At 51.4% G+C, this 21120-nt stretch carries 15 protein-coding genes; 4 read left to right on the top strand and 11 right to left on the bottom strand.

What is annotated here, in order from left to right:
- Positions 1–114: 114 nt before the first annotated feature.
- Complete coding sequence (locus NST99_RS04460) at positions 115–951, top strand: AraC family transcriptional regulator (RefSeq protein ID WP_445744946.1); 837 nt, start codon at positions 115–117, stop codon at positions 949–951.
- A 295-nt stretch (positions 952–1246) separates the two neighbouring features.
- Here the strand turns inward: NST99_RS04460 and NST99_RS04455 are convergent, their stop codons facing one another.
- From NST99_RS04455 to NST99_RS04440, 4 genes are all read right to left on the bottom strand, one after another.
- Complete coding sequence (locus NST99_RS04455) at positions 1247–3253, bottom strand: beta-galactosidase (RefSeq protein ID WP_341089934.1); 2007 nt, start codon at positions 3251–3253, stop codon at positions 1247–1249.
- Positions 3254–3405: 152 nt separating this feature from the next.
- On the bottom strand, positions 3406–4713 hold the full coding sequence (locus NST99_RS04450) for an ABC transporter substrate-binding protein (RefSeq protein ID WP_341089933.1): 1308 nt from the start codon (positions 4711–4713) through the stop codon (positions 3406–3408).
- 58 nt (positions 4714–4771) lie between these two features.
- Positions 4772–5605, bottom strand: coding sequence for a carbohydrate ABC transporter permease (locus NST99_RS04445; protein WP_038586231.1), 834 nt, complete (start codon positions 5603–5605; stop codon positions 4772–4774).
- Positions 5605–6486 (bottom strand): carbohydrate ABC transporter permease, encoded by an 882-nt coding sequence (locus tag NST99_RS04440; protein ID WP_038586228.1) that lies wholly within the window; start codon positions 6484–6486, stop codon positions 5605–5607. The genes NST99_RS04445 and NST99_RS04440 overlap by 1 nt, the downstream gene beginning before the upstream one ends.
- Positions 6487–6619: 133 nt before the next feature.
- Here NST99_RS04440 and NST99_RS04435 point away from each other — a divergent pair, with 133 nt between their 5' ends.
- Both NST99_RS04435 and NST99_RS04430 read left to right on the top strand, forming a co-directional pair.
- A complete protein-coding gene (locus NST99_RS04435; protein WP_341089932.1) occupies positions 6620–8443 on the top strand; it encodes a cache domain-containing sensor histidine kinase in 1824 nt (607 codons plus the stop codon).
- A complete protein-coding gene (locus NST99_RS04430) occupies positions 8440–10101 on the top strand; it encodes a helix-turn-helix domain-containing protein (RefSeq protein WP_341089931.1) in 1662 nt (553 codons plus the stop codon). Before NST99_RS04435 ends, NST99_RS04430 begins: the two co-directional genes overlap by 4 nt.
- A 981-nt stretch (positions 10102–11082) precedes the next feature.
- Here NST99_RS04430 and NST99_RS04425 read toward each other — a convergent pair.
- Both NST99_RS04425 and yicI read right to left on the bottom strand, forming a co-directional pair.
- Positions 11083–12249 carry an SGNH/GDSL hydrolase family protein gene (locus tag NST99_RS04425; protein WP_341089930.1) on the bottom strand — a complete coding sequence of 389 codons (1167 nt, stop codon included), beginning with the start codon at positions 12247–12249 and terminating at the stop codon, positions 11083–11085.
- Positions 12250–12461: 212 nt separating this feature from the next.
- A complete protein-coding gene (gene yicI, locus NST99_RS04420) occupies positions 12462–14783 on the bottom strand; it encodes an alpha-xylosidase (protein ID WP_341089928.1) in 2322 nt (773 codons plus the stop codon).
- A 127-nt stretch (positions 14784–14910) separates the two neighbouring features.
- Here yicI and NST99_RS04415 point away from each other — a divergent pair, with 127 nt between their 5' ends.
- On the top strand, positions 14911–15828 hold the full coding sequence (locus tag NST99_RS04415; protein ID WP_038586210.1) for an AraC family transcriptional regulator: 918 nt from the start codon (positions 14911–14913) through the stop codon (positions 15826–15828).
- A gap of 62 nt (positions 15829–15890) precedes the next feature.
- Here NST99_RS04415 and NST99_RS04410 read toward each other — a convergent pair whose 3' ends face one another.
- The 5 genes from NST99_RS04410 to NST99_RS04390 are packed head-to-tail and all read right to left on the bottom strand — an operon-like array spanning position 15891 to position 20958.
- Positions 15891–16976 carry an ABC transporter ATP-binding protein gene (locus tag NST99_RS04410; protein WP_341089927.1) on the bottom strand — a complete coding sequence of 362 codons (1086 nt, stop codon included), beginning with the start codon at positions 16974–16976 and terminating at the stop codon, positions 15891–15893.
- Between the two features lie 14 nt (positions 16977–16990).
- Positions 16991–17773: an ABC transporter permease gene (locus NST99_RS04405; RefSeq protein ID WP_038586204.1), complete on the bottom strand. Its 783-nt coding sequence runs from the start codon at positions 17771–17773 to the stop codon at positions 16991–16993.
- A 1-nt stretch (position 17774) separates the two neighbouring features.
- Positions 17775–18632, bottom strand: a complete 858-nt coding sequence (locus NST99_RS04400; protein WP_038586199.1) for an ABC transporter permease — start codon at positions 18630–18632, stop codon at positions 17775–17777.
- A gap of 37 nt (positions 18633–18669) precedes the next feature.
- Complete coding sequence (locus NST99_RS04395; RefSeq protein WP_341089926.1) at positions 18670–19743, bottom strand: ABC transporter substrate-binding protein; 1074 nt, start codon at positions 19741–19743, stop codon at positions 18670–18672.
- Positions 19744–19788: 45 nt separating this feature from the next.
- The gene (locus NST99_RS04390; RefSeq protein ID WP_341089925.1) at positions 19789–20958 is read right to left on the bottom strand and encodes an amidohydrolase family protein; all 1170 of its coding nucleotides are present in this window, start codon (positions 20956–20958) and stop codon (positions 19789–19791) included.
- Positions 20959–21120 lie beyond the last annotated feature (162 nt).

The raw sequence follows: 21120 nt of genomic DNA, 5'->3' as shown, positions 1-21120 counted from the left end.
CGCACATCCTTTATAGTATAAGTATATATTTATTCTAAACGGTTAACGTGTCGCTTTATATATAAAAATAAGGTCCATACATATAATAATATGGAACTACGGGAGATGATGATTGTGCCAGCGACAGCGGTACGCAGAATTGTGTTTGCCCAGGAGGGCGGGCAGCAGCTGCCCATAACTCTGGACAGCATGGGCTTTAACCCCGATCAGGAAAAAGTATCCCGCCCCGAAGGCTACGACACCTATCACTGGCTTCAGACGGCCCAGGGTGAAGGCATTATATATTTTGAGAACAAAAAAATCACGCTCTCCGAAGGCAGCGGCGTTCTGCTGCTGCCCGGAACTCCGCACCGCTATGAATCGCTCACTCCACATCTATGGTGCACCTATTATCTCACCTTCGGCGGCAGCTCAGCCCGGCACATCCTAGAGTCGCTGGGCATGGGCGCCAATTCCTTCTACCGGTGGGAAAGCGAAGCCCCGCTTCCTCATATGCTGAAGGAGATGCTTGACCGCCATGACGCTTCGGGCGACATGTTCAGCCTGGGCGTCTCCACCGACGCTTACCGCTTCCTGCTTACCTTGAGCAAATACGGCCGGCTGCATAACAATACTTCCATTTCCCGCAATGTGGACAAGCTGCAGCCGCTGCTGAAATGGATGGATGTCCATTATGGCGATCCCGGCATCGGACTTTATGATCTCGCGTCCCAGCTTGAGGTGTCCGGCCGTTATCTCAACAGCCTGTTTCTGCAGACCTTTGGCCTGTCTCCCTACGCCTATTTCGTCCGCCTGCGCATCCGCAAAAGCAAGGAACTGCTCGTCACCCAGCCTGACCTGACGGTAAAAGCCATCTCAAAGCTGGTTGGCTTCCGCGATGTCAGCCACTTCGTGGCCACCTTCCGCAAGCAGTCGGCGACTACACCGGAGCAATTTAGGAAGCTCCACTAACAGCTAACAGGCACGTAGTGCTATGGGTAAACTGGTGAGGCGTGGGAGGAGATTTTTAGTCACTCCGAGGAACGTCTGACTTTTTCAGCCGCTGCTATCTTCATGAATCCTATCTCTCACTCCGCCCATAATTACTTCTGCTGCACAAAGTGCAGCAGATCCGGCCCGATTTGGCCTTTATGCTGAATCTACTGCATTTCATGCGGCAGATTCAGCAGAATTGGACCCAAAATAGTCTTTTGATCGACTCCCCTTATCCTAACGTTCAATCAGTCTGTTGCTTTCACCTTTCCCGCTATTCACCCAGCTCCAGAATCTCCACCCCGTAAGCCTCCATCCGCAGCTCGCCCGAGCGGATCTCACCGTTATAGAGCACGCTAGGATAACTGCCCGGCAGCGGCACGCTTTGCGGTATCCGGTTCAAATTCAGCAGGAATAGGAAGCTGCCATTCTCTCCGCTGCGGATCGTGGCCTGCACGCCATCCGGCAGACCGGCAAAGCAGGTTACTCCATACTTGCCGGCCAAATCGGCAAGCAGCAGTGACCAGTATCGTTCTTCGGCATGGGTTCCGAAGTAATACACCTGCCCTTTCCCGAAGCTGTTGACAGTGACAGCCGGAATTCCAGCGTAGAAATCATCGCCGTACCAGGCGACAGGCACCGCAGTGACCGGCGTCAGCAGATCGCACCACTGGCTGCATTCGAAGGAGTTCCCTTCAGGGTCCACTAGGGTATGGACTTCCAGGCCGACGGGATCATATTCGTCAACCCGGACACCTGCTGCATGGCTTAACAATCCCGGCAGCGGCTGCATGACGCAGATGTTGCTCTTGTCCTTAACGCCGCTGCGGTTCGTCAGAAGGAGTACGCCGCCTGCCGCCGCATAAGCTTCAAGCTGCTCCGTAAGCTTCTCGCCCAGCACGTACAAACTTGGCGCAATGACGACCTTATAACCGTCCAGCGGTTCCCCGGCACGGATTACATCACAGCCAATCCCGAGCTTCGTAAGTGCCCGGTGAACCTGCTTGATGTTCCCGTAATAGTCCAGACCCCCGGCCTGTGGCTGGATGTCCAGTGCGGCCTTCTGCTCATGAGAATGCAGAATCGCCACTTCATGCTTCAGCACAGTACCCTGCAGCCTGCCGCTGAGGCCGTTTACTTCTCCGCAGAGCTGGCTGAACTCGGCGAACCGGCGGCCCGGCACATTGCTGTGGTCAATCAGGCCATGCCAATATTGCTCGGCCCCGGCGACAGCACTTCTCCAGCGGAAATGCACGATCGTATCCGCACCTCTGGCAATCGCCTGCCAGGCATAGGCGCGGATAAAACCCGGATACGGAGCCCGCCACATCGGCATCCAGCAGCCCGGTGAGCCGCTGAGCTGCTCCATGATCCAGAAGTTCTGCCGTTTGATCCCGCGGGTGACGTCAAGAGACAGCGCTCCGCTATAGGGCGTTGTCTCTTGCTTGTCCGGTGAGGTGTTCGGATAATAGTCAAATGCCGCCACATCGAGGTCAGAGCCCACCGAATACATATCCAGCCGCTGCGGATAGCTGTGAAAGTTATGGGTAATAAAATGCTCCGGGCAAATCCTCCGCAGTGCATCAATCTGCGTCTTCTGGAACCGGACAACCGAATCCCATTGAAAACGCTGAAAATCCAGCAGGAACGACGGATTCTGGAACGGCGAGCCGCCCAGCGGTACCGTCAGCTCGTTCCAGTCACTGTACTCCCCGCTCCAGACCACCGTTCCCCATGCTGCGTTCACGTTCTCCAGCGTGCCGTACTTTTGCCTAACCCAGCTGCGGAAGGCTTCATTGCAGGTCCCGCAGTGGCAGTCGATCATGCCGAATTCATTGTCGGTCTGCCAGCCGATCACAGCAGGATGACCGCTGTAATGGCGGGCCAGGTTTTCAATAATCCGGCTTCCATATTCCCGCAGGGAAGCGCTGTTATAACAGCGGTGCCCGCGTACGCCAGGATGGAACGTCTGCCCATCGGCAAAGACCGGAAGTACATCCGGATAGGTGGTGGTCAGCCAGCGCGGCGGAGTGGCAGTTGGTGTTCCGATCACAACCCGCAATCCGTACTGATGGAACAGCTCAATAGCCCGGTCCAGCCAGGCAAAATCAAAGGTTCCTTCCCTTGGCTCCAAACGGCTCCAGGCGAATTCAGCAACCCGGACCACCTTGACCCCGGTTTCCTTCATCAGCTGAATATCCGCTGCCCACAAGGATTCATCCCAATGTTCCGGGTAATAATCGACGCCGACTTGCACTGTGTTATAACTATTCAGTGTCATATCTCCCTCTCCTCTCACTCTCATCCATTTCCACTTTCATCCTATCAAAAAGACGCCCCCGCTTCACATCAATGATGAGTAGGACGGGGACGTCCGGCAATCCATTTTATCCAATTACGGCCCTTATAGGACTCTCTGTTTACGGTAAGACGTTATTTCTTCAGCTTGTCCCAAGCAGCCTGCATGCCCTTTTCCCAGCCGGCTTCGTCGACTTTATCGGCAATCAGCTGTTGAATGACACTTGCGAATTCCTGTGTTACGCCATCAGGGAATTTAGAGGATTGCAGACCATACACTTTGCCATCCTGTACATATTTCCATACATCCGAACCCAGCAGACCGATGTCTTCCGGAGTAGCTTCGATTGTGGATAAGGCAGGGATGAATTTCCATTTTTTAGTGATATATTCTTTACCCATATCGGAAGTTACCAGCCAGTTCAGGAATGTCTTAGCTTCTTCTTTCGAGCCGGATTCTTTGTTCACAACCAGGTTGGCAGGAATCCCAACAGTCAGCTTGTCATTTTTTGCGGCATCATCATTGATCGGCATAGGGAACATACCGATGTTCATGTCAGGTGTAATGTTGTCTACAAGTGTTTGTGCCCAGTTGCCTTCCTGCATCATAGCGGTTTCGCCGTTAGCGAACATCGCCAGGTGAGTGTTGGCATCAGTAGTCAATGGGTTCTTTTGTCCGTATTTCACAGTCAGCTTAAGCAGGTTGCTCCAATCTTTGAATACTGGGTTGCCCACGATCGTGGAGGTACCTGCGTTAAGTCCGCTGATGAATTCATCTACATTGTCTTGTTGTGCAAAAGCTACGCTGATGCCCTGGTTACCCAGCAGCCACCACTCTTGATACGCGTTGCCGAAAGGAATAACATCGATAGCCTGCAATTTCTTAGCTGCTTCTTCAAGCTCAGTGATTGTTTTTGGAGTTTCAGTAATGCCGGCTTTTTCGAACAGATCTTTGTTGTACACATAACCGATACCTTCAAGGTTCATTGGCATACCGTAGGTTTTGCCGTCTTTGGTCATTGGTTCAGCCGCCAAAGGAATCAGATCCTTCACCCAAGGCTGGTCGGACAGATCTTCCAATTTATCGCCCCACAGATCCATTTCGGCATAACCGCCGTTGGAGAAGATGTCAGGTGCATCGCCGGAAGCGAATTTGGTCTTCAGCGCTGCTGCATAGTCTGCGCCACCGCCGACAGTTTGGATATCCAGCTTGATGTTAGGATTTTCTTTTTCAAATTCAACCTTCAGCTCATTGAGGCCTTCAACGATTTCAGTCTTGAATTGGAAGATCTTAACCGTTTTAGTTTCGCCGCCTTTATTGCCAGCGCTTCCATTTTGAGCAGTATTTGAAGCCGTATTATTATTGTTGCCACCGCATGCCGCGAGCACAACAGACATCAGCAGGACGCTGGACATCATCAGTGCAGAACGTTTCTTCATCATTCTAGTTTCCCCCTTGAATAAATTTACTAGCCTTTATATTTGGAACGGGGGCCCGGTGTTAACCTTTCACCGAGCCAGCCGCTATTCCTTCAACAATGTAACGCTGCATAAACAGGTAGAATACTACGATTGGAGCTACACCAAGCGCAAGCGCCGGAAGCGCCATATCCCATTGCTTCGTGTACTGGCCGAAGAACGAGAAGGTTGCCAGCGGAATGGTCCGAAGTTCCGGTGCCTGAAGAATCAGGGACGGGAGCAGATAGTCATTCCAGATACCGAGTGCATTCAAGACGATCGTCGTCATTAGCATCGGTTTCAGCAGCGGAAGCACAATCCGGAAGAAAGCACTGATCGGATTACAGCCATCCACGGTTGCCGCTTCTTCAATCTCAAGAGGCACCGATTTGATGAAACCATGGAACAGGAAGATCGCCATCGGAACACTGATTCCCAGATTAGTAATAATGAGTCCGGCGAAGGAGTTATTAACTCCAATAATATTAACGACTTTCAGGATCGGAATCATAATTGTCTGGAAAGGAACCACCATTGCCGCTACGAACAGAAGCAGCAGAATCTGATTGAACCGCGTGTTGGCGCGAACCATGCGATAGGCAGCCATAGCGCTGAACAACGAGATAAAGACAACACTGATTACTGTAACTATGATCGAATTGCGGAATGCTTCAGAGAAGCGGGCCAATTTCCACGCATTGGAATAGTTGGACCACATGAAGACTTCCGGCCAGCTTGCCGCGTCGCTTAGGATTTCCCCGAACGATTTCACCGAGTTCGCCAGCAAGAAATAAAACGGAGACAGGAAGAGCAGTGCCAGCAGGATCATGAATACTTCAATCCCGATATTCCATCTGCCTTTTGACTTTGCATTCATTAAGCTTCGACCTCCTTGCTCTTCGTAACACGGACCTGAATCACAGTAATAATCGCCACAATTACGAAGAACAGCAGCGCTTTTGCAGTACCCAGACCGTAACGGTTGTTCAGGAAGGCTTCATTATAAATATTCATTGCCACGGATTCCGTTGATTTGAATGGTCCGCCTTTCGTCAGGGAAAGGTTAAGGTCGAACATTTTGAAAGACCAGGAAATCGCCAGGAACAAACCGATGGTTACAGCAGGCATGATCAGCGGCACTACAATGTTGCGCAGTACCTGCATCCGGGAAGCCCCGTCAATCTCAGCCGCCTCCAGCACCTCTTTGGACACATTGCTGAGTGAAGCGATGTAGATTACCATCAGATAACCGGAAGACTGCCAGACAAAGACCATCACAATCGCCCAGAAGCCGGTTGTTGCATCACCGAGCCATGGAAGATTGAAGAAGGACCAGCCAGTCATACCCCCGAGTGTTGAGAACCCTTTGATGAAGATAAACTGCCATATAAAACCAAGCAACAATCCCCCGATAACATTCGGCATGAAGAAAATGGTACGGAGCATATTACGTGTTTTTAAAGGTTTGGTTAGCAGATAGGCCAGGAAAAAGCCCACTACATTGGTCAATATAACCCCCAGCACAGTAAATCTTACTGTAAACCAGAAGGACGACCAGAAATCCGGATCATTTGTAAAAATCGCTTTAAAGTTATCAAAGCCAACCCAGCTTACATTACCAGATACGCCGTTCCAGTCTGTAAAGGAATAATACATCCCCATTAGAAATGGAATAATTGTAATCAGGGTAAAGAACAATAAGGCCGGTCCGACGAAAAAAAGCTGTTGACCAAATTGGGACAACTTATTGCCGCGCATTTACCCGTCCCCCTTTCTTTTACTCACTTACTTGTTTATGATCTAAACATATTATCCGTTTTTTTGCGGACTCCTTACACCTACGCAAGTGATCTTTGAGGTGTAAAATATTGATCGGAAGTGACAAGAATTGATGAAATGGAATAATATCCGCACCAAGCTGATCGTTTTTTTACTCCTGCCAACATTAGTCTGTATTATGGCTACGATGTATATCAGCTATTCTTATACGACAGAGTCCTTAAGGACCCGGGCCGTGGATGAGAATAAGAATCTGCTGTATCAAGGCTACAAAAATATTAATAGTCTGATCCAGGAAGTGAGCCGGCTGTCTCTGATCGTCTATTCGGATTCCGACTTCTACCGCTTGCTTGAAGCCGGATACGACGACTTGACTGCCGATTTTTCGATCTATTCCTCGCTCAATTACATCTCGACCTCCATGCCTGATATTTCACAGGTGTATCTGTACGGCGTCAAAGACGGAAAGGCAACACTGGTGACACAAAATACGACACCCAAACGCTGGCAGGCAACCGCTCCTTATGCTGATTCCCAAAACACCGGCGTCTCCCAGGTAGCTGTGCAAAGCACTCACATGAGCACCGCCTACGGTGTGACTTCACCGTTTCCGCAGTTCACTTCAGAGCCGGTGTTCACGATGCATAGAAGAATTGAGAGAATCCCGTCCTCCAAGGTCCTCGGCTATTTGTCGGTGGATGTGAGACTGTCTGCACTTACCGACATTGTGGATCAATTGTATGAGCAGAATCAGGAGAACATCTTTCTGGTGGATGACAGCGGAACGCTGGTCTACAGCCACGATACCGCCGCTCTTGGCAAACCTCTGAATGCTACCTGGTATAATAAGCAGATTGCAGCGAATGACCGTGATCAAGGGTATTTTGAAGAAGGCGGGGCTGTATTTATTTATCAAAAAATCGAAAGTCCCGGTCTTAGCTGGACACTGGTGAAGCAAATTCCGGTATCCTACCTGTTCCGTGAAGCCAAGGAGGCGGCGCAAATCAATATCCTCCTGCTGGTCCTGCTGATGATTATGATTATTGCCTTGACGATTCTCATCTCTTTCAGGATCACGGCTCCAATCAAGCAGCTCAGCCGGTATATGGCCCAAGTTCAAACCGGTAATCTGGAGATTGACATCCGCCCAACGGGCAAGGATGAGATCGGCGTGGTGACTGAACATTTCCGCAATATGATGGATACGATCAACAACCTGATTTTGCGGGAATACCGGCTGGAGCTGTCCAATAAAACCAATGAGCTGAGGGCACTGCAGGCACAGATTAACCCGCATTTCCTGAACAATACGCTGCAGATTATCGGTACGCTTGCGCTTGAACTGAAGGTGCCGCAAATCTATGGCCTGCTCTCGGCCTTGGCCAAAATGATGCGGTACAGCATGTATAATGATGAGAAGATCGTGACCATCCAGAATGAGCTGGACCATGTCAAAGCCTATATTGAGCTGCAGAAGGAACGTTTTGAAAATAAGTTCAGTTTCCGCTACGATATGGAAGAATCGCTGCTCCATGCCCTGATGCCGAAGATGATTCTGCAGCCGATTGTAGAGAATTATTTCAAACACGGCTTTAATCTGTCCCGCAGTGACGGATTCATTGAGATCACAGCAGCCAAGCTGGAGTCGGGGCGAATGGAGATTAATATTCAGAATAACGGCCACTCCATCCCGCCGGCCCGGCTGGAAATGCTCCGCAAGGAGCTTCAGCAGCCCGGTTCACTGGACGTCGCCACACTGAAAAGCAGCGACAGCAAACGTGATGCTCCGGGTGCAGGCATCGGCCTGGGGAACGTGCTGGCGCGGCTGCGGCTGGTATGCGGGGATGACGCAGTCCTGACCGTGGACAATCTGGAAACAGGCGGAGTTATAGTCAGACTGGAAATTGAAATACTAGTGGAGAGTGAACGGATATGAAGGCGCTTATAGTAGATGATGAAGCAAGAGTCAGAAAAGCGGTAAGGCTCCTGGTCGACTGGGACGTCCATCACATTGATGAGATTCTGGAGGCGGGAAACGGCAATGAAGCGATTGAAGCCATTCGTGAGGCGAAACCGGCTCTAGTCATCATGGATATGATGATGGAATCGGGCAACGGAGTTGAGCTGATGACCTGGGTCAATGAATTCGCCGGAAACACCAAATTCATTGTGGTCAGCGGGCATAATGATTTTGACTTCGTACGCCAGACTGTCCGCAACGGCGGCATCGATTATATCCTCAAGCCGATTGAAGCTGAAGCGATCAATACTGCGGTCTCCAAGGCGGTAGCCGCCTGGCGGTCCGAGGAAGAGGAACGCAGCCAGCGGCAGCAGCAGAGCATCCGGCTGAATGAAATCAAACCAATTTACGGGGAGAAGCTGCTTTCGGCACTGATAGACGATCCCATCAATTCCGAAGCTTCGCTGCGCAGACTGGTAAGCGAGGGGGTTATTCCGGGGAATGCCGAATCCTCCCGGCTGATCCTGGTACAGACAGACAGCGGGAACAATCCGCTGCTGAAACGGTTCGGCGGTGACAGCGAGCTGCTCTATTACGCCATTGTGAACATCTGCAATGAATTCCTGCACCCGCAAAACAAGGGCATCGCCTTTCGCTATTGGGGCGGCCCTCCGGAGATCGCAATCATTCTGTGGGATGTGCAGGAATCTGTAGTGGAGCTGATCAGCCGGATCAATCAGGGCATTTACCGTACCCTGCAGTTCCGGATGCACTTTGGCATCAGCAATACAGGAAGCCTGCCGCACCGGCTGCCGATACAACGCACAGAAGCCGCCGAAGCATTGCTCCGGCGGAATTTGTTAAGTCATGAGGATTATTGCCATTTCCCTTCTTCAACCAATGCACACGGCAAGACCGTTAGTCCCTCCGGGGATGGCAGTGCCAGCCACGGATCTCCCGTCATCTTCGTCCATGTTCAGGAGGATTGGAAATTGGCTGTGATCAGCGGAAACAACGAAGCGCTGTTAGACGCGGCGCAGCATTGGACCCATGAACTAAGCCGCGGAGGTGTCATTACTCCCGAAATGCTGAATGCCTGGAAGGCCGATGTCCTGCTGTTCCGTACCCGGCTGGTGCGGGACGCTTTGGGCGTACGGGCAGACGCCGCTCTGGCAGAGCTGGAGCATGCCGACCAGTTGAACCCGGCTCCTTATACCAACGGATATTCCTTCTCCCTGTTTGCCTGGCGCGATTGGTCCTTTGCCCTGATGCAGCGCCTGTCGCAGGAGCTCTCGGCCAGACAGGTCAAAGAGAGCAATCCGATGTCAGACATCGTCCGGTACGTCGAGCAGAACTATGCTTCCGACCTCTCCCTGCAGGAGGTAGCCGGCAAATTCTACGTTAGCCGTGAATATGTCTCCCGCAAATTCAAACAGGAATACGGCATCAACTTCTCTGACTATATCGGCAACGTCCGCATTGAGAAGGCCAAGCTGCTACTGCAGAATCCCAACCTGAAGCTGTCGCAAATCTCGGAAATGGTCGGTTTCCATGATGTGAAATATTTCAGCAAGGTATTCAAGAAGCAGGTCGGCAGCTCCCCGAAGGACTACCGTATCCAGAAAAACATTTAAGCTTGCGGGAATTCTCGTAGAAGGTCTCTGTAGCTCTCTAATAGATCTCTATTGCTCTCTGTAGTTCTATGTAGTTCTATGTTTCTCTATGTAGTTCTCTGTAGCTCTTTGTAGTTCTTTGTAGCTCTTTGTAGCTCTATGTTTCTCTATGTAGCTCGCAGTAATCCGTAGTAACTGGGAGCATTTACACGATTCCGGAGGCTAACCGTCCATCCACCGGTGCGGTACTCAGACGTTCTAACAGGAATATGCAAACCGGAATACACCGTGAGAAACTGTAAGACCTCGCCAGGTCTTGTAAGATTGCCGTGAGATTCCGGTGAGTTCCTGGTGAGTTTCCGGTGAGATTCCAGTGAGTTCCCAATGAGTACCCGGTGAGTTCCCGGTGAGTTTCCGGTGAGTTCCCGGTGAGTACCCGGTGAGTTATAGTGAGTTTCCGGTGAGTTCCCGGTGAGTTTATAGTGAGTTTCCGGTGAGTTCCCGGTGAGTTATAGTGAGTTTCCGGTGAGATTCGGAGACCACGAAATAGCGGTCCCTAAGGAAAACGGGCAACACGATTATACTTAGCGGGAAATCTCCCCGGTAATTTGCCCGAAATCCACCTTCCAGGAACATTAGTGGGAATTTCTCCCGGTATTTTCCAGCAGTTTGCCTGAGTTACGCCGAATCAGCAAATTTAGCGGGAGAAATTCCTGTTCCGCTTCGAGTTGACCTCATAGTCAAAGAAATAGCGGGTGCTATTCCCGCAATACGTGCGATCAGCACCCTACCCGCAGCGACGCTTACGTGTTCCGTTCACCGTCACATCTGGCGGCCAACTTGTGCCGTCTGAGGCCATACTCATCGGCGGCACCCTACCTCGAAACCACCGCCTATAGTCACAGCGCAGCCACCCGTCACCTGCGATCCTCACCCGTAGTCACTATCTTTCGTCTACGCTACGCCGGCGGACAACGCTGACCGGTTACTCCGATTCCAGCTTCAATACCATGCCAAAAAGGCTTCAGCAACGGCCTTCCCGGCGGCGCCGTTCGGATGCGGGTCATATTCGCCGCTCATGTACTCCGCTCTGATTCTGTGCTCAGCCGGGGCCGGCATAGCCAGCACGGAGGCGATGTCAAACACGCGGCTGACACCTGCAGGCGGATTCGTGAGGATTGCCATATTGACCTTACGCCAAGCCTGCTCCCGCTCTTCCGCAAAGTTGAATGGCGGCACGGTGCTCAGAATAATCTCCGCCCCTCCATTCGCCTCTTTGATCTTGGCAATAATATCGCTTAAATCCCTGAGCAGCTCTTCTGCCGAACGCTGGCCGATATCAAGATCATTGACCCCGAGCACGATCAGCACCTCATCCCCCTGCTTTGCTTTGTTCATCCACGGGCCATCTGCGGCTACATCATAAGCCCGGCCCCAGCCGGAGCCGATATTCCACAGTCCGTAATCCGTTCCCAGCCCCTCGGCAATCCGCGCAGCCCAATAGCTGTATTGATCCTTCTCTGTCCGTACCCCCTGAGTGATCGAATCGCCCAGGAACACCAGCTTCTTCGCTACTTGTTTCTTGTAGCCGATATAGCTTGGCAGCACCAGCAGCTTGTCCGACAAGCTAAACGCCTCTGCCGATTCCTGCCCGGCCAGATTCCCCGGCCCGTCATAGGCTGAGACCAGAATTCCCTCCACGTTGTAGGGCAGTGTTTTGCCGGGGGATGATGTCTTAATCGTCCAGGTGAACGCCAAATAATGTCCTTCCGGCAGCTCCAGCCTTGCTTCATCGCTCCAGAACGTTTCTCCAGCTCCAACCTGCTTCGTGCGGCTGCCCGCAAAGGTTAGCGGTACCGAAGTCCCGGCGGTTACCGTTCCATCCGGAACGCTTCCTCCGTCTGAGACGTAGGCCGCTTCAATGCTCCATTCCCCGCCCGGCTCGCTTCCGTTTGCTTCCTGCCCCAGATCCCAGGTCGAATCCACGCTGTTACTGTGCCAAAATTTAAGCGTCAGGCTGCCATTCTCCCGCAAACGGATGTATGTCCGGAAGGTATGGGTGAACGGCTCCGGTGAGTTCATGATATAGTTGGCCGCGCTCGATATTGCTGTAGCTGAAGAGTAGTCCGGCTGACTGTACACTCCATTGTCTTCTATTATCCTTGTCATATGTAATCCTCCATTATTTAAGCATATCTTAGATCATCTTAAATTAATTACCGTGTGTTCACAGCATTCAACCTATCAACCTATCTTCACAGCATTTATCCTATCTTTCACATCATTGATCACGTACCCCTAAGCATCCAAAAAGCTCTCTGATGAAATCGGGGACGGAGGTCCCCTGTCATCAGAGAGCTTAAATTATATGCTGTATAAACCTATTTCAGTGTAATGGTGAACGATACGGATTTGCTTCCGGCGTTTACCTTCACTGTAGTCTCATCCGCTTGGTCTGCACCTTCTACGGAAGCGATAGTGCCCAGATCCTTCACTGCCAGCATGAATGCTTTGCCGCTGCCTTCAGCAGCTACCGTTACTGTATTGCCTTTGCGTTCAGCCTTCACGGTCAGCTCAGGTGCGCCCTTGATGTCACGGACGGTTGCAGTCGTTGCCACTCCGTCTTCCAGCGAGTACAGTCCGAATTTCACGCCATCGGCAAAATCATAATCCGGACGGGTATCCACACTGCCTGTTGCAAGCAGCGAGTTCTGACGGACGAACAGCGGCAGACTGAAGAAATCATGTGTTTCCTTGCGCCATGATCCGCCCTGTACCGTTTCACCGCTAAGCAGGTGTGTCCAGCGTCCAGCAGGCAGATAATATTTCACTTCGCCGTTCTCCTGGAAGATTGGAGCCACCAGCAGGGAATCACCCAGCATGTATTGACGGTCCAGCACTTCGCAAGTCGGATCTTCCGGGAATTCCATCACCATCGCCCGCATCGAAGCCCAGCCTTCTTCATGCGCCTGACCGGCCACATCATACAGGTAAGGCATCAAGCTGCATTTGAGCTTGGTGAAGAAGCGGGTAACATCAACAGCTTCATCGTCGTAAGCCCAAGGCACACGGTACGAGGTGCTGCCGTGCAGACGGCTGTGGCTGGACAGGAGGCCAAACGCCAGCCAGCGTTTGAAGACATGCGCCGGAGCTGTGTTCTCGAAGCCGCCGATATCATGACTCCAGAAGCCGAATCCGGACAGACCGAGAGACAAGCCGCCGCGAAGGCTTTCTGCCATTGATTCATAATCTGCGTAGCAGTCGCCGCCCCAGTGAACCGGGAACTGCTGCCCGCCGGCGGTTGCCGAACGTGCGAATACTGCCGCTTCATTCTTACCAAGCTTCTCTTCCAGTACATCGAAGACAACCTTATTGTACAGCTGAGTGTAGTAGTTGTGCATTTTCTGCGGGTCGGAGCCGTCGAAGTACACAACATCCGTCGGAACCCGTTCGCCGAAGTCGGTCTTGAAGCTGTCTACGCCCATATCCACCAGATCGCGCAGGTATCCGGCATACCACTCACAAGCTGCAGGGTTCGTGAAGTCCACAAGCCCCATGCCTGCTTGCCATAGGTCAGTTTGGTAGACATCGCCGTTTGCTTTTTTGATCAGATAACCGTTCTTTTTGCCTTCTTCAAACAGCGGTGAACGTTGTCCGATATAAGAGTTGATCCAGACGCAGATTTTCAGACCTTTTTCCTTCAGACGTTTCAGCATGCCAACCGGGTCCGGGAATACACGGGAGTCCCACTGGAAATCGGTCCATTGATATTCACGCATCCAGAAGCAGTCGAAGTGGAAGACATGCAGCGGAAGATCACGCTCCGCCATGCCTTCTACGAAGGAGTTAACGGTTGCTTCATCATAGTCGGTAGTGAACGAAGTGGTCAGCCACAGGCCGAAGGTCCATGCCGGAGGAAGCGCTGGCTTGCCGGTTAGGGAAGTATATTTGCTGATGACCTCTTTGATCGTAGGTCCCTCGATAACGAAGTATTCCAGGCTTTCGCCGGCTACACTGAATTGGGCCTTTTTCACTTTTTCCGAACCAATTTCATACGAAACCAGCTCAGGCTGATTCACAAATACGCCGTAGCCTTTGCTTGTTACATAGAACGGAATGTTCTTGTACGCCTGCTCGGAGCTTGTACCGCCGTCTTTGTTCCAGATATCAACAACCTGTCCGTTTTTGACAAAAGCAGTAAAGCGCTCACCCAGACCATAGACGAATTCACCTACGCCGATATCCAGTTCTTCACGCATGAAGGTGTTGCCGTCCTGATCTGTGATGTAAGCCATGGATTTGTAACCGCTGCCTGTAATGCGCTCGCCGCCGCGGTAGAAGTCCACTGCCCATTGCTCGCCCTTGCGGATGACTACGCGCAGCCCGCCGCTGATCAGCACGGTTTCCGAATCAGTTTCTTCAATCTGTACGTGGTCGCCGGTTCCTTTGGTCAATTCGAAAGCCGGACCGCGGTCAATTACGCCGTCATTATGAATGATCTTCACGCCTACCACACCCGGAAGCGGAGAATGGAATTTTACGGTCAGCAGCGTGGAGTTAAGGGTTGCTGCGCGTCCTGTAATTGGAGTGGTTTGGGTAATTGCCGTCAAACCCTCAGAAGTTTTTTCCACTACATAGTTTTGAACTGCGCCGTTGATGTTGATTCCGTCGCGAACCAGCCAGAGGCCGTCTGTAAATTTCATCTGTGACTTGCCACCCTTCAATTTGGTGTTTATAGTTGCATTATAACGATAATAAAAATACAAAACTAATATAATATAGCTCATTTATAACACTATTCTGATGTTTTTTATCGAAAGGAGCCCAATTATGGACCGCACATCACAACGTTTGCTTAAAGAAGACCGTGTGCATGGTGATGTTATGTTCCCGCTAGCCGCCTATTGGATCGAGCTTCCGGCCGGAACCCATGTCCTGGATACGCACTGGCATGAGGAGGCAGAGTTCTTTATGCTGCTGGAAGGCGAGATTCTGTTTCAGGTCGATACCGATTATTTCCCTCTCCGGGCCGGGGAGGCCGTATTCATCGAATCCGGCGATATTCATGCCGCCTATGTGCTGAAGGAAGGCCCTTGCAGGTTCTGTGCACTTGTCTTTCACCCCGATCTGCTCGCCAGCGCCCAGTATGATGCCATTCAGCATACAGTGATTCTGCCGCTGCAGGAGAAACGCCAAAGCTTCCCCAGACATCTTACACCGGAGATTGCCTGGCAGCAGGAATTGCTCCACCATCTCGAACGTTTGATGGAGGCATATGCTAATAAAATGCCCGGATTTGAGTCCTTTATGAAAGGGACTTTGCTTATCATGCTCTCGCAGATCGCGATTGAGGGCCGCTCCGTGAACCATACCCAGTCGGAGGGTGCGGATACAACCAAGATCAACCGGCTGAAGAAGGTCATCCTCTACATCCAGGACAACTACCAGGAACCGATACGAACCCGCGATTTGTCCGAGCTTATACCCATGAGCGAAGGACAGTTCTGCCGCTTCTTCAAGGCAATGACCCGCAAGACGCCGGTGGATTACATCAATTCCTACCGGATCCGCCAGGCCGCGGATCTGCTGCAGCAAAGCGACCGCAAAATATCCGACATCGCCATGGATGTCGGATTCGATAATGTCAGCTATTTCATTAAAGTGTTCCGCAAGGCGATGAAATGTTCGCCTTCAGAGTTCCGCAAAGGGGCAGTACAGGGTGCCGGGCAGTCGCAGCTGTATCCGTGAGATGAATAAGCCTTGATGAAGGGTTACGGAGCCACGCGGCATGCGGGACCCTTCCTGACATATCAGAAGGTAAGCGTTTCGTGAACCGGCCACTCGACCACCGCTTCTTCGCCTACCCGCAGATCAAGCTCTCTTCTCGTGTTCTGCAGCCGGATAATAAATTGCTGGTCCAGCGACTTGATTACAACTCCGATCAGATAGGAAGAACCGGAGTAGTTGATAAAGGCTACTTCACCCGCCAGTGTATTCAGCCCATGCCCGGGTACCGGATGGGGCTCCGGGCTTTTACGCCGCACAGAAACAGCCTCCGGCCGGACCATAACATATGTCGGAGCGCTCCCGTTCCCGGTTTTCTCCGCAGAAATGGGGTTTCCCTTCGCCAGTTCGAAACGCCACATGCCTTCTGATTCCATGACATTGGTGATCGGAAACAAGTTCGATTCTCCCACAAAATCGGCCACGAACGGGTCCGCTGGGTGCATATAAATCTGCTGCGGCGTTCCGGTCTGCACGATATTCCCACCGTTCATTACGGCAATACGGTCAGAGATGACCATCGCTTCCTCCTGATCATGAGTAACAAAGATCCCGGTAAAACCATACTCCCGCTGCAGTACGCGGATTTCAATTCCCAGCGCCTGACGCAGCTTGGCATCTAGATTACTGAGCGGCTCATCGAACAATACAAGCGGCGGTTTAAGCACAAGAGTCCGCGCCAGCGCAACCCGCTGCTGCTGTCCGCCGGACATTTGCGCGGGGAACCGTTCTGCAAAATCGTTCAGCCGCACGGAATGCAGAGCCGCCTCCACGCGTTCTCTGATTTCCGGTTTCGGCACACCGTGACGCTTCAGTCCAAAAGCTACATTTTCAAAAACGCTTAAGTGGGGGAAAAGGGCATAATTCTGGAAGACGAGTCCAATGTTCCTTTTATGCGGAGCAATGTTTGTGAGTTCTCTGCCATCCAGCCGGATTGAGCCCGAGGTCGGATCATGCATGCCTGCAATCATGCGCAGGGTTGTCGTTTTCCCGCACCCGCTCGGTCCGAGAAGCGACAGCATCTCACCGCTCTCTACAGTAACATTCAGATTGTTGACTACGGGTTTTTGCCCGTATTTTTTTACGAGATTTTCGATGATCAGTTGGCTCATGGTGTGCCTCCCCGCTATGTTTTTTTGCCCCACCGCATAATGCCGATCCCCAGCAGCCCAATCAGAATCGTGCCTGTAATAATAATGGAAGATACCGCAGCCAGCGAAGGTGACAGATTGAACTGAATGTCCGAATAAATGGTCATCGGCAGCGTGTTAATGCCAGGACCCGTAAGGAATAAGGCGATAACCAGTTCATCAAAGGAAAGCACTAGACTAAGGAACGCACTCGCGAGCAGCGAGGGTCTGGCAAACGGAAGTGTCACCAGGAAGAAGGTTTTTAGCGGCGAAGCGCCAAGAATGATCGAAGCCTCTTCCACCGACCGTTCCATCCGCGAGAATCCGGCCAGCATGGTCCGCACGACATAAGGAATAATTAAGATGATATGGGCGAGCAGCAATCTCAGGAAGAACATCCGTATGCCCAGATAGCTGAAGAAAATCAGCAGGCCGATGCCGAACAGCAGCGTCGGAATAACCAGAGGGGACAGAAACAGCCCCTGCAGCGCATTCTTCAGCCGAAATTCAAACCGCTGTATGGCGTAGGCGATCATCGTCCCAAGCGGCAGCGCAAACAGCGTAGTCAAAACAGCCAGCTTGATGCTGGTCAGGAAAGGTCCGGTGTACCTCCCGCCTGTCAGCACCTCTTCATACCATCGCAGGGAGAAGCCTTTGGGAGGAAACACCAGAAACTCACCGGAATTAAAGGATGAAATGAGGATGACAAGCAGCGGTGCCATAATAAATAGATAGATTAGAGTATTTACTATAGTAAGGAGCGGAAATTTCCTTCTCATATCAAACGACTCCTCCCGGCTTCCTGCCGCTAAGCATCCGTCTGTAGAGACTGGTTACCCCAAGCATGGTCAGCAGTAAAATGACGCCCATAGCAGAAGCATAAGGCCAGTTAAGCAGGTTAATTGTCTGGTTGTAGATTTCTGTAGCCATCAGCTTCACCTTGGCCCCCCCGATCAGGGACGGGGTGACGAAAAAGCTTAATGTAATTGAGAAAACAAGCAATGTTCCAGCAATAATCCCCTGTTTGGAGAGCGGCAGGGTGACGAACCAGAATACCTTTGTTTTCGATGCACCCAGATTAGCGGCCGCACTTTCGAGATTGCGGTCCATGCCTTCCAGCACCGAGTAAAGAACGAGCACCATATAAGGAAGCATGACATGCACCAAAGCAATAATCACACCCGCAGGCGTATACAATAGCTCAAGCGGTTCCTGGATCAACCCTATTCCGAGCAGGAATTGATTCAGAATTCCTTTGCGGCCCAGAATAATAATCCAGCCGAAGTTGCGGATCACGGCGCTTGTCAACAGAGGGAGCGCGATTAAGATGAGCAGCAGAAAACGGTGTTTGGGCTGAGCCCGGGATACCCCATACGCGAGGCAGTATCCCAGAATCAGACAGATGAAGCTTACGGCAACGCCGATATACACCGAACGCCAGAGCATTTGCAGATAAAACGGATCTGTGAAGAATCTTCCGTATTGCTGCCAGACGAACGCCGCTTCCATGGCTCCGGATGAGTCCGTTTGATAAAAGCTGAGCATCAGCAGCCGGGCAAGCGGGAGGACAAACACCAGCAGGAAAATTATCAGCCCGGGAGCCAGCAGAATCCAGTAAGGGGGAATGCGTTTCAGCATGGCATTGCAGCTCCCTTCAAATAGTAATGATGCAGTGCTACTGTGAAATCAATTTGCTCCACTTCTCCATCCAATCTGCCTTGTTGTTGTTCACCTGCGCCAAATCAAGATGAATCAGGCCGTTAAACGTATCTTCGCCATTCGGAAGAATGCCTTTCAGATCATCGGACAACTCTGTCTGGCTATGGGTCGGGGAATAGCCGCCACCCTCAGCAGTCAGCTTCTGAATCTCCGGACGCAGCAGGAAGTCTATATATTTCCGGGCAAGCTCAGGGTTCGGGCTGCCTTTCACCACTTGGGCAGTAATATAGATGCCAACGGCTCCCTCCTTGGGAATCGCAAAGTTAATGGGAATTCCCTGTTTGCCAAACGTATAGGCATAACCAGAATCGAACGGGGCTATAACCGCCTCATCCTGGGCGAACAAATTGCCGACTTCGGGACTGGATTTCACAATTGCCGCGGCATTGGGCAGCAAAGTCTTGATTGCATCAAGTCCGGGCTGAATATTATCTTCTCCGCCGCCGTTCATCTTGGCGAGGGCTACCAGGAACTGATTGCCGTAGGTGTTGGAGATATCAACCAAACCGACTTGTCCTTTATATTCTTCCTTCCACAGATCATTCCACGAGGCTGGAGGAGTTGGGATTGCATCACGGTTATAAATCATGCCAAGAGCTTCATAGCCGAAGGTAGGTCCATAGCCTTCAGCACTGCGAGCTTCCGGGTACAGCTGGTCCAGGTTCTCCATCTGCTCCGGGTCGAGCTTCATAATCAGATCCTCTTTGGCTGCAATCTGCTCCTGTCCGCCTGAGAACAGCACCACATCAATGGTTTGATTGTTCTTCTCCGCACGAATCTTGGCCAGCGCATCTGCCGAATACAACGTTACGACTTCAACCTCGGCATTGTACTCCTCTTCAAATTGTTTGATGTAGGCACGCTGGGTTTCTTCAATCGCTCCGCCGAAAGAGGTGACCACCAGCTTGCCGCCGGAAGGCTTGTCCGTGGCTGCCGCCGCTGGAGCATCCTTACCTGAACTGCAGGCTGTCGCCGTAATCAGAAGTGTCAGTATACCTGCCGCAGCTTTTCCATAGAACCATTTCCGCATCACACATATCCCCTTATCGTTCAGATGATGGTATATTCCTTTGGTTTAGCCGTTTGATCTTTCGCCCCAGTTGCGGATATACAGATTGCGTGCATTTTCCGAGAGAACCAGGCCAGCCGCAGTATAAGCATATTCTTCATCAATAATTCCATCTGTCACCAGATCCGTTAGCATTTTACCCAGCTCTTTCTTGATCATCCGGCCACCCAGCCAGCTGACTTCGGGAATCGTAAAACCGTCGGAGCCGTACATCACTTTCGTAAAAGGAGCCATTTCAAAGATTTGCCGCAGCTTCGGCTGCACGCCTATGCTGCTGAAGGGAATCATGGAGGACAAGTCGAGATACACATTATGATACTGATTGACCAGGTAACCGGCTTCTTCAACAAACGGATATGCGGTATGAATGAAAATAATCTTTACAGCCTGATAGTGCGGATCACTGACAATGCTGTGCATCAGCAGCGGACTTGCGAGCTTCACATCCAGCAGCGGGGCATCCCCTGCTCCCGAATGCATCTGAATTGGAATGTCATATTCCATGCACAGCTCGAACGCGAGCAGTACGAGATAGTCACGGACATCTTTTTCGGCTTCAGTATTGTCCGGCGATTCCAGGAACCGGCTGTAGCTGGCTGCGGCCCGGCTCGTGCTGATCTTGTTTATTTTCAGTCCGGTATGGTAGGCAATTACGGTCTTAAAAGCAATAGTCCCCCGATTCTCCACCTCGTCCCGCAGCTCCCGGAGGTAGGTCTCTTCCAATTCCCCGAAGGGTACCTTCTCCTCGAACAGCCGGTGATAGGTAGCTTCCACCCGGTGAATACGGCGGGTCGGAATGGATGACGAGGTCTGATGGAACCAGTCAAGCTCATCCTGGGCCAACCGCGACCCCATAACCGGGAAACCGTAGTCCACCAGCAGTGATTCCAATCCTACATCCTTGAAAAGCATGTCTACATATTCTTTGGGATTGGCTCGATAACGCTGATTACGCTGCAGGATTAGTTCGTCATCCGTCACGCGGGGATCAAGCCCAAGCAGCTGGATTATCTCTTTACGGACAATTTTGAATAACAGAGTGTTTCGGGTGTCGCGGCTCTTGGGGGGGATCAATGAGAGGGTGAAGCAATTATCGAAACTCTTCTTCTCTCTGGTCGGCATGAATGGATGACAATGGTCGTCAATGATGGGCAAGCGGCTGATATCAATCGTCATGGTAATCCCCCTTAATCTTTTGTAAACAAATTGTTTTTGTTATTGTATACAATAATACGTACAATGATGATCCTTGTCAACAAAAGTTACATTTGGGGGATGAAAAGATATTTTTATCGGACTAAATGTAATATAACATGACACACAACAAAAAAAACCACT

Source organism: Paenibacillus sp. FSL L8-0470 (assembly GCF_038008625.1).
Taxonomy (GTDB): Bacteria; Bacillota; Bacilli; order Paenibacillales; family Paenibacillaceae; genus Paenibacillus_AQ.
This window is presented reverse-complemented; position numbering and strand designations above follow the sequence as displayed.

Bases quoted from the DNA above. Each gene is read 5' to 3' on its own strand.
- NST99_RS04440 (WP_038586228.1), bottom strand. From the start codon at position 6,486: ATGCGCGGCAATAAGTTGTCCCAATTTGGTCAACAGCTTTTTTTCGTC.
- NST99_RS04455 (WP_341089934.1), bottom strand. From the start codon at position 3,253: ATGACACTGAATAGTTATAACACAGTGCAAGTCGGCGTCGATTATTAC.
- NST99_RS04435 (WP_341089932.1), top strand. From the start codon at position 6,620: ATGAAATGGAATAATATCCGCACCAAGCTGATCGTTTTTTTACTCCTG.
- NST99_RS04445 (WP_038586231.1), bottom strand. From the start codon at position 5,605: ATGAATGCAAAGTCAAAAGGCAGATGGAATATCGGGATTGAAGTATTC.
- yicI (WP_341089928.1), bottom strand. From the start codon at position 14,783: ATGAAATTTACAGACGGCCTCTGGCTGGTTCGCGACGGAATCAACATC.
- NST99_RS04415 (WP_038586210.1), top strand. From the start codon at position 14,911: ATGGACCGCACATCACAACGTTTGCTTAAAGAAGACCGTGTGCATGGT.
- NST99_RS04395 (WP_341089926.1), bottom strand. From the start codon at position 19,743: ATGCGGAAATGGTTCTATGGAAAAGCTGCGGCAGGTATACTGACACTT.
- NST99_RS04425 (WP_341089930.1), bottom strand. From the start codon at position 12,249: ATGACAAGGATAATAGAAGACAATGGAGTGTACAGTCAGCCGGACTAC.
- NST99_RS04390 (WP_341089925.1), bottom strand. From the start codon at position 20,958: ATGACGATTGATATCAGCCGCTTGCCCATCATTGACGACCATTGTCAT.
- NST99_RS04400 (WP_038586199.1), bottom strand. From the start codon at position 18,632: ATGCTGAAACGCATTCCCCCTTACTGGATTCTGCTGGCTCCCGGGCTG.
- NST99_RS04430 (WP_341089931.1), top strand. From the start codon at position 8,440: ATGAAGGCGCTTATAGTAGATGATGAAGCAAGAGTCAGAAAAGCGGTA.
- NST99_RS04450 (WP_341089933.1), bottom strand. From the start codon at position 4,713: ATGATGAAGAAACGTTCTGCACTGATGATGTCCAGCGTCCTGCTGATG.
- NST99_RS04405 (WP_038586204.1), bottom strand. From the start codon at position 17,773: ATGAGAAGGAAATTTCCGCTCCTTACTATAGTAAATACTCTAATCTAT.
- NST99_RS04410 (WP_341089927.1), bottom strand. From the start codon at position 16,976: ATGAGCCAACTGATCATCGAAAATCTCGTAAAAAAATACGGGCAAAAA.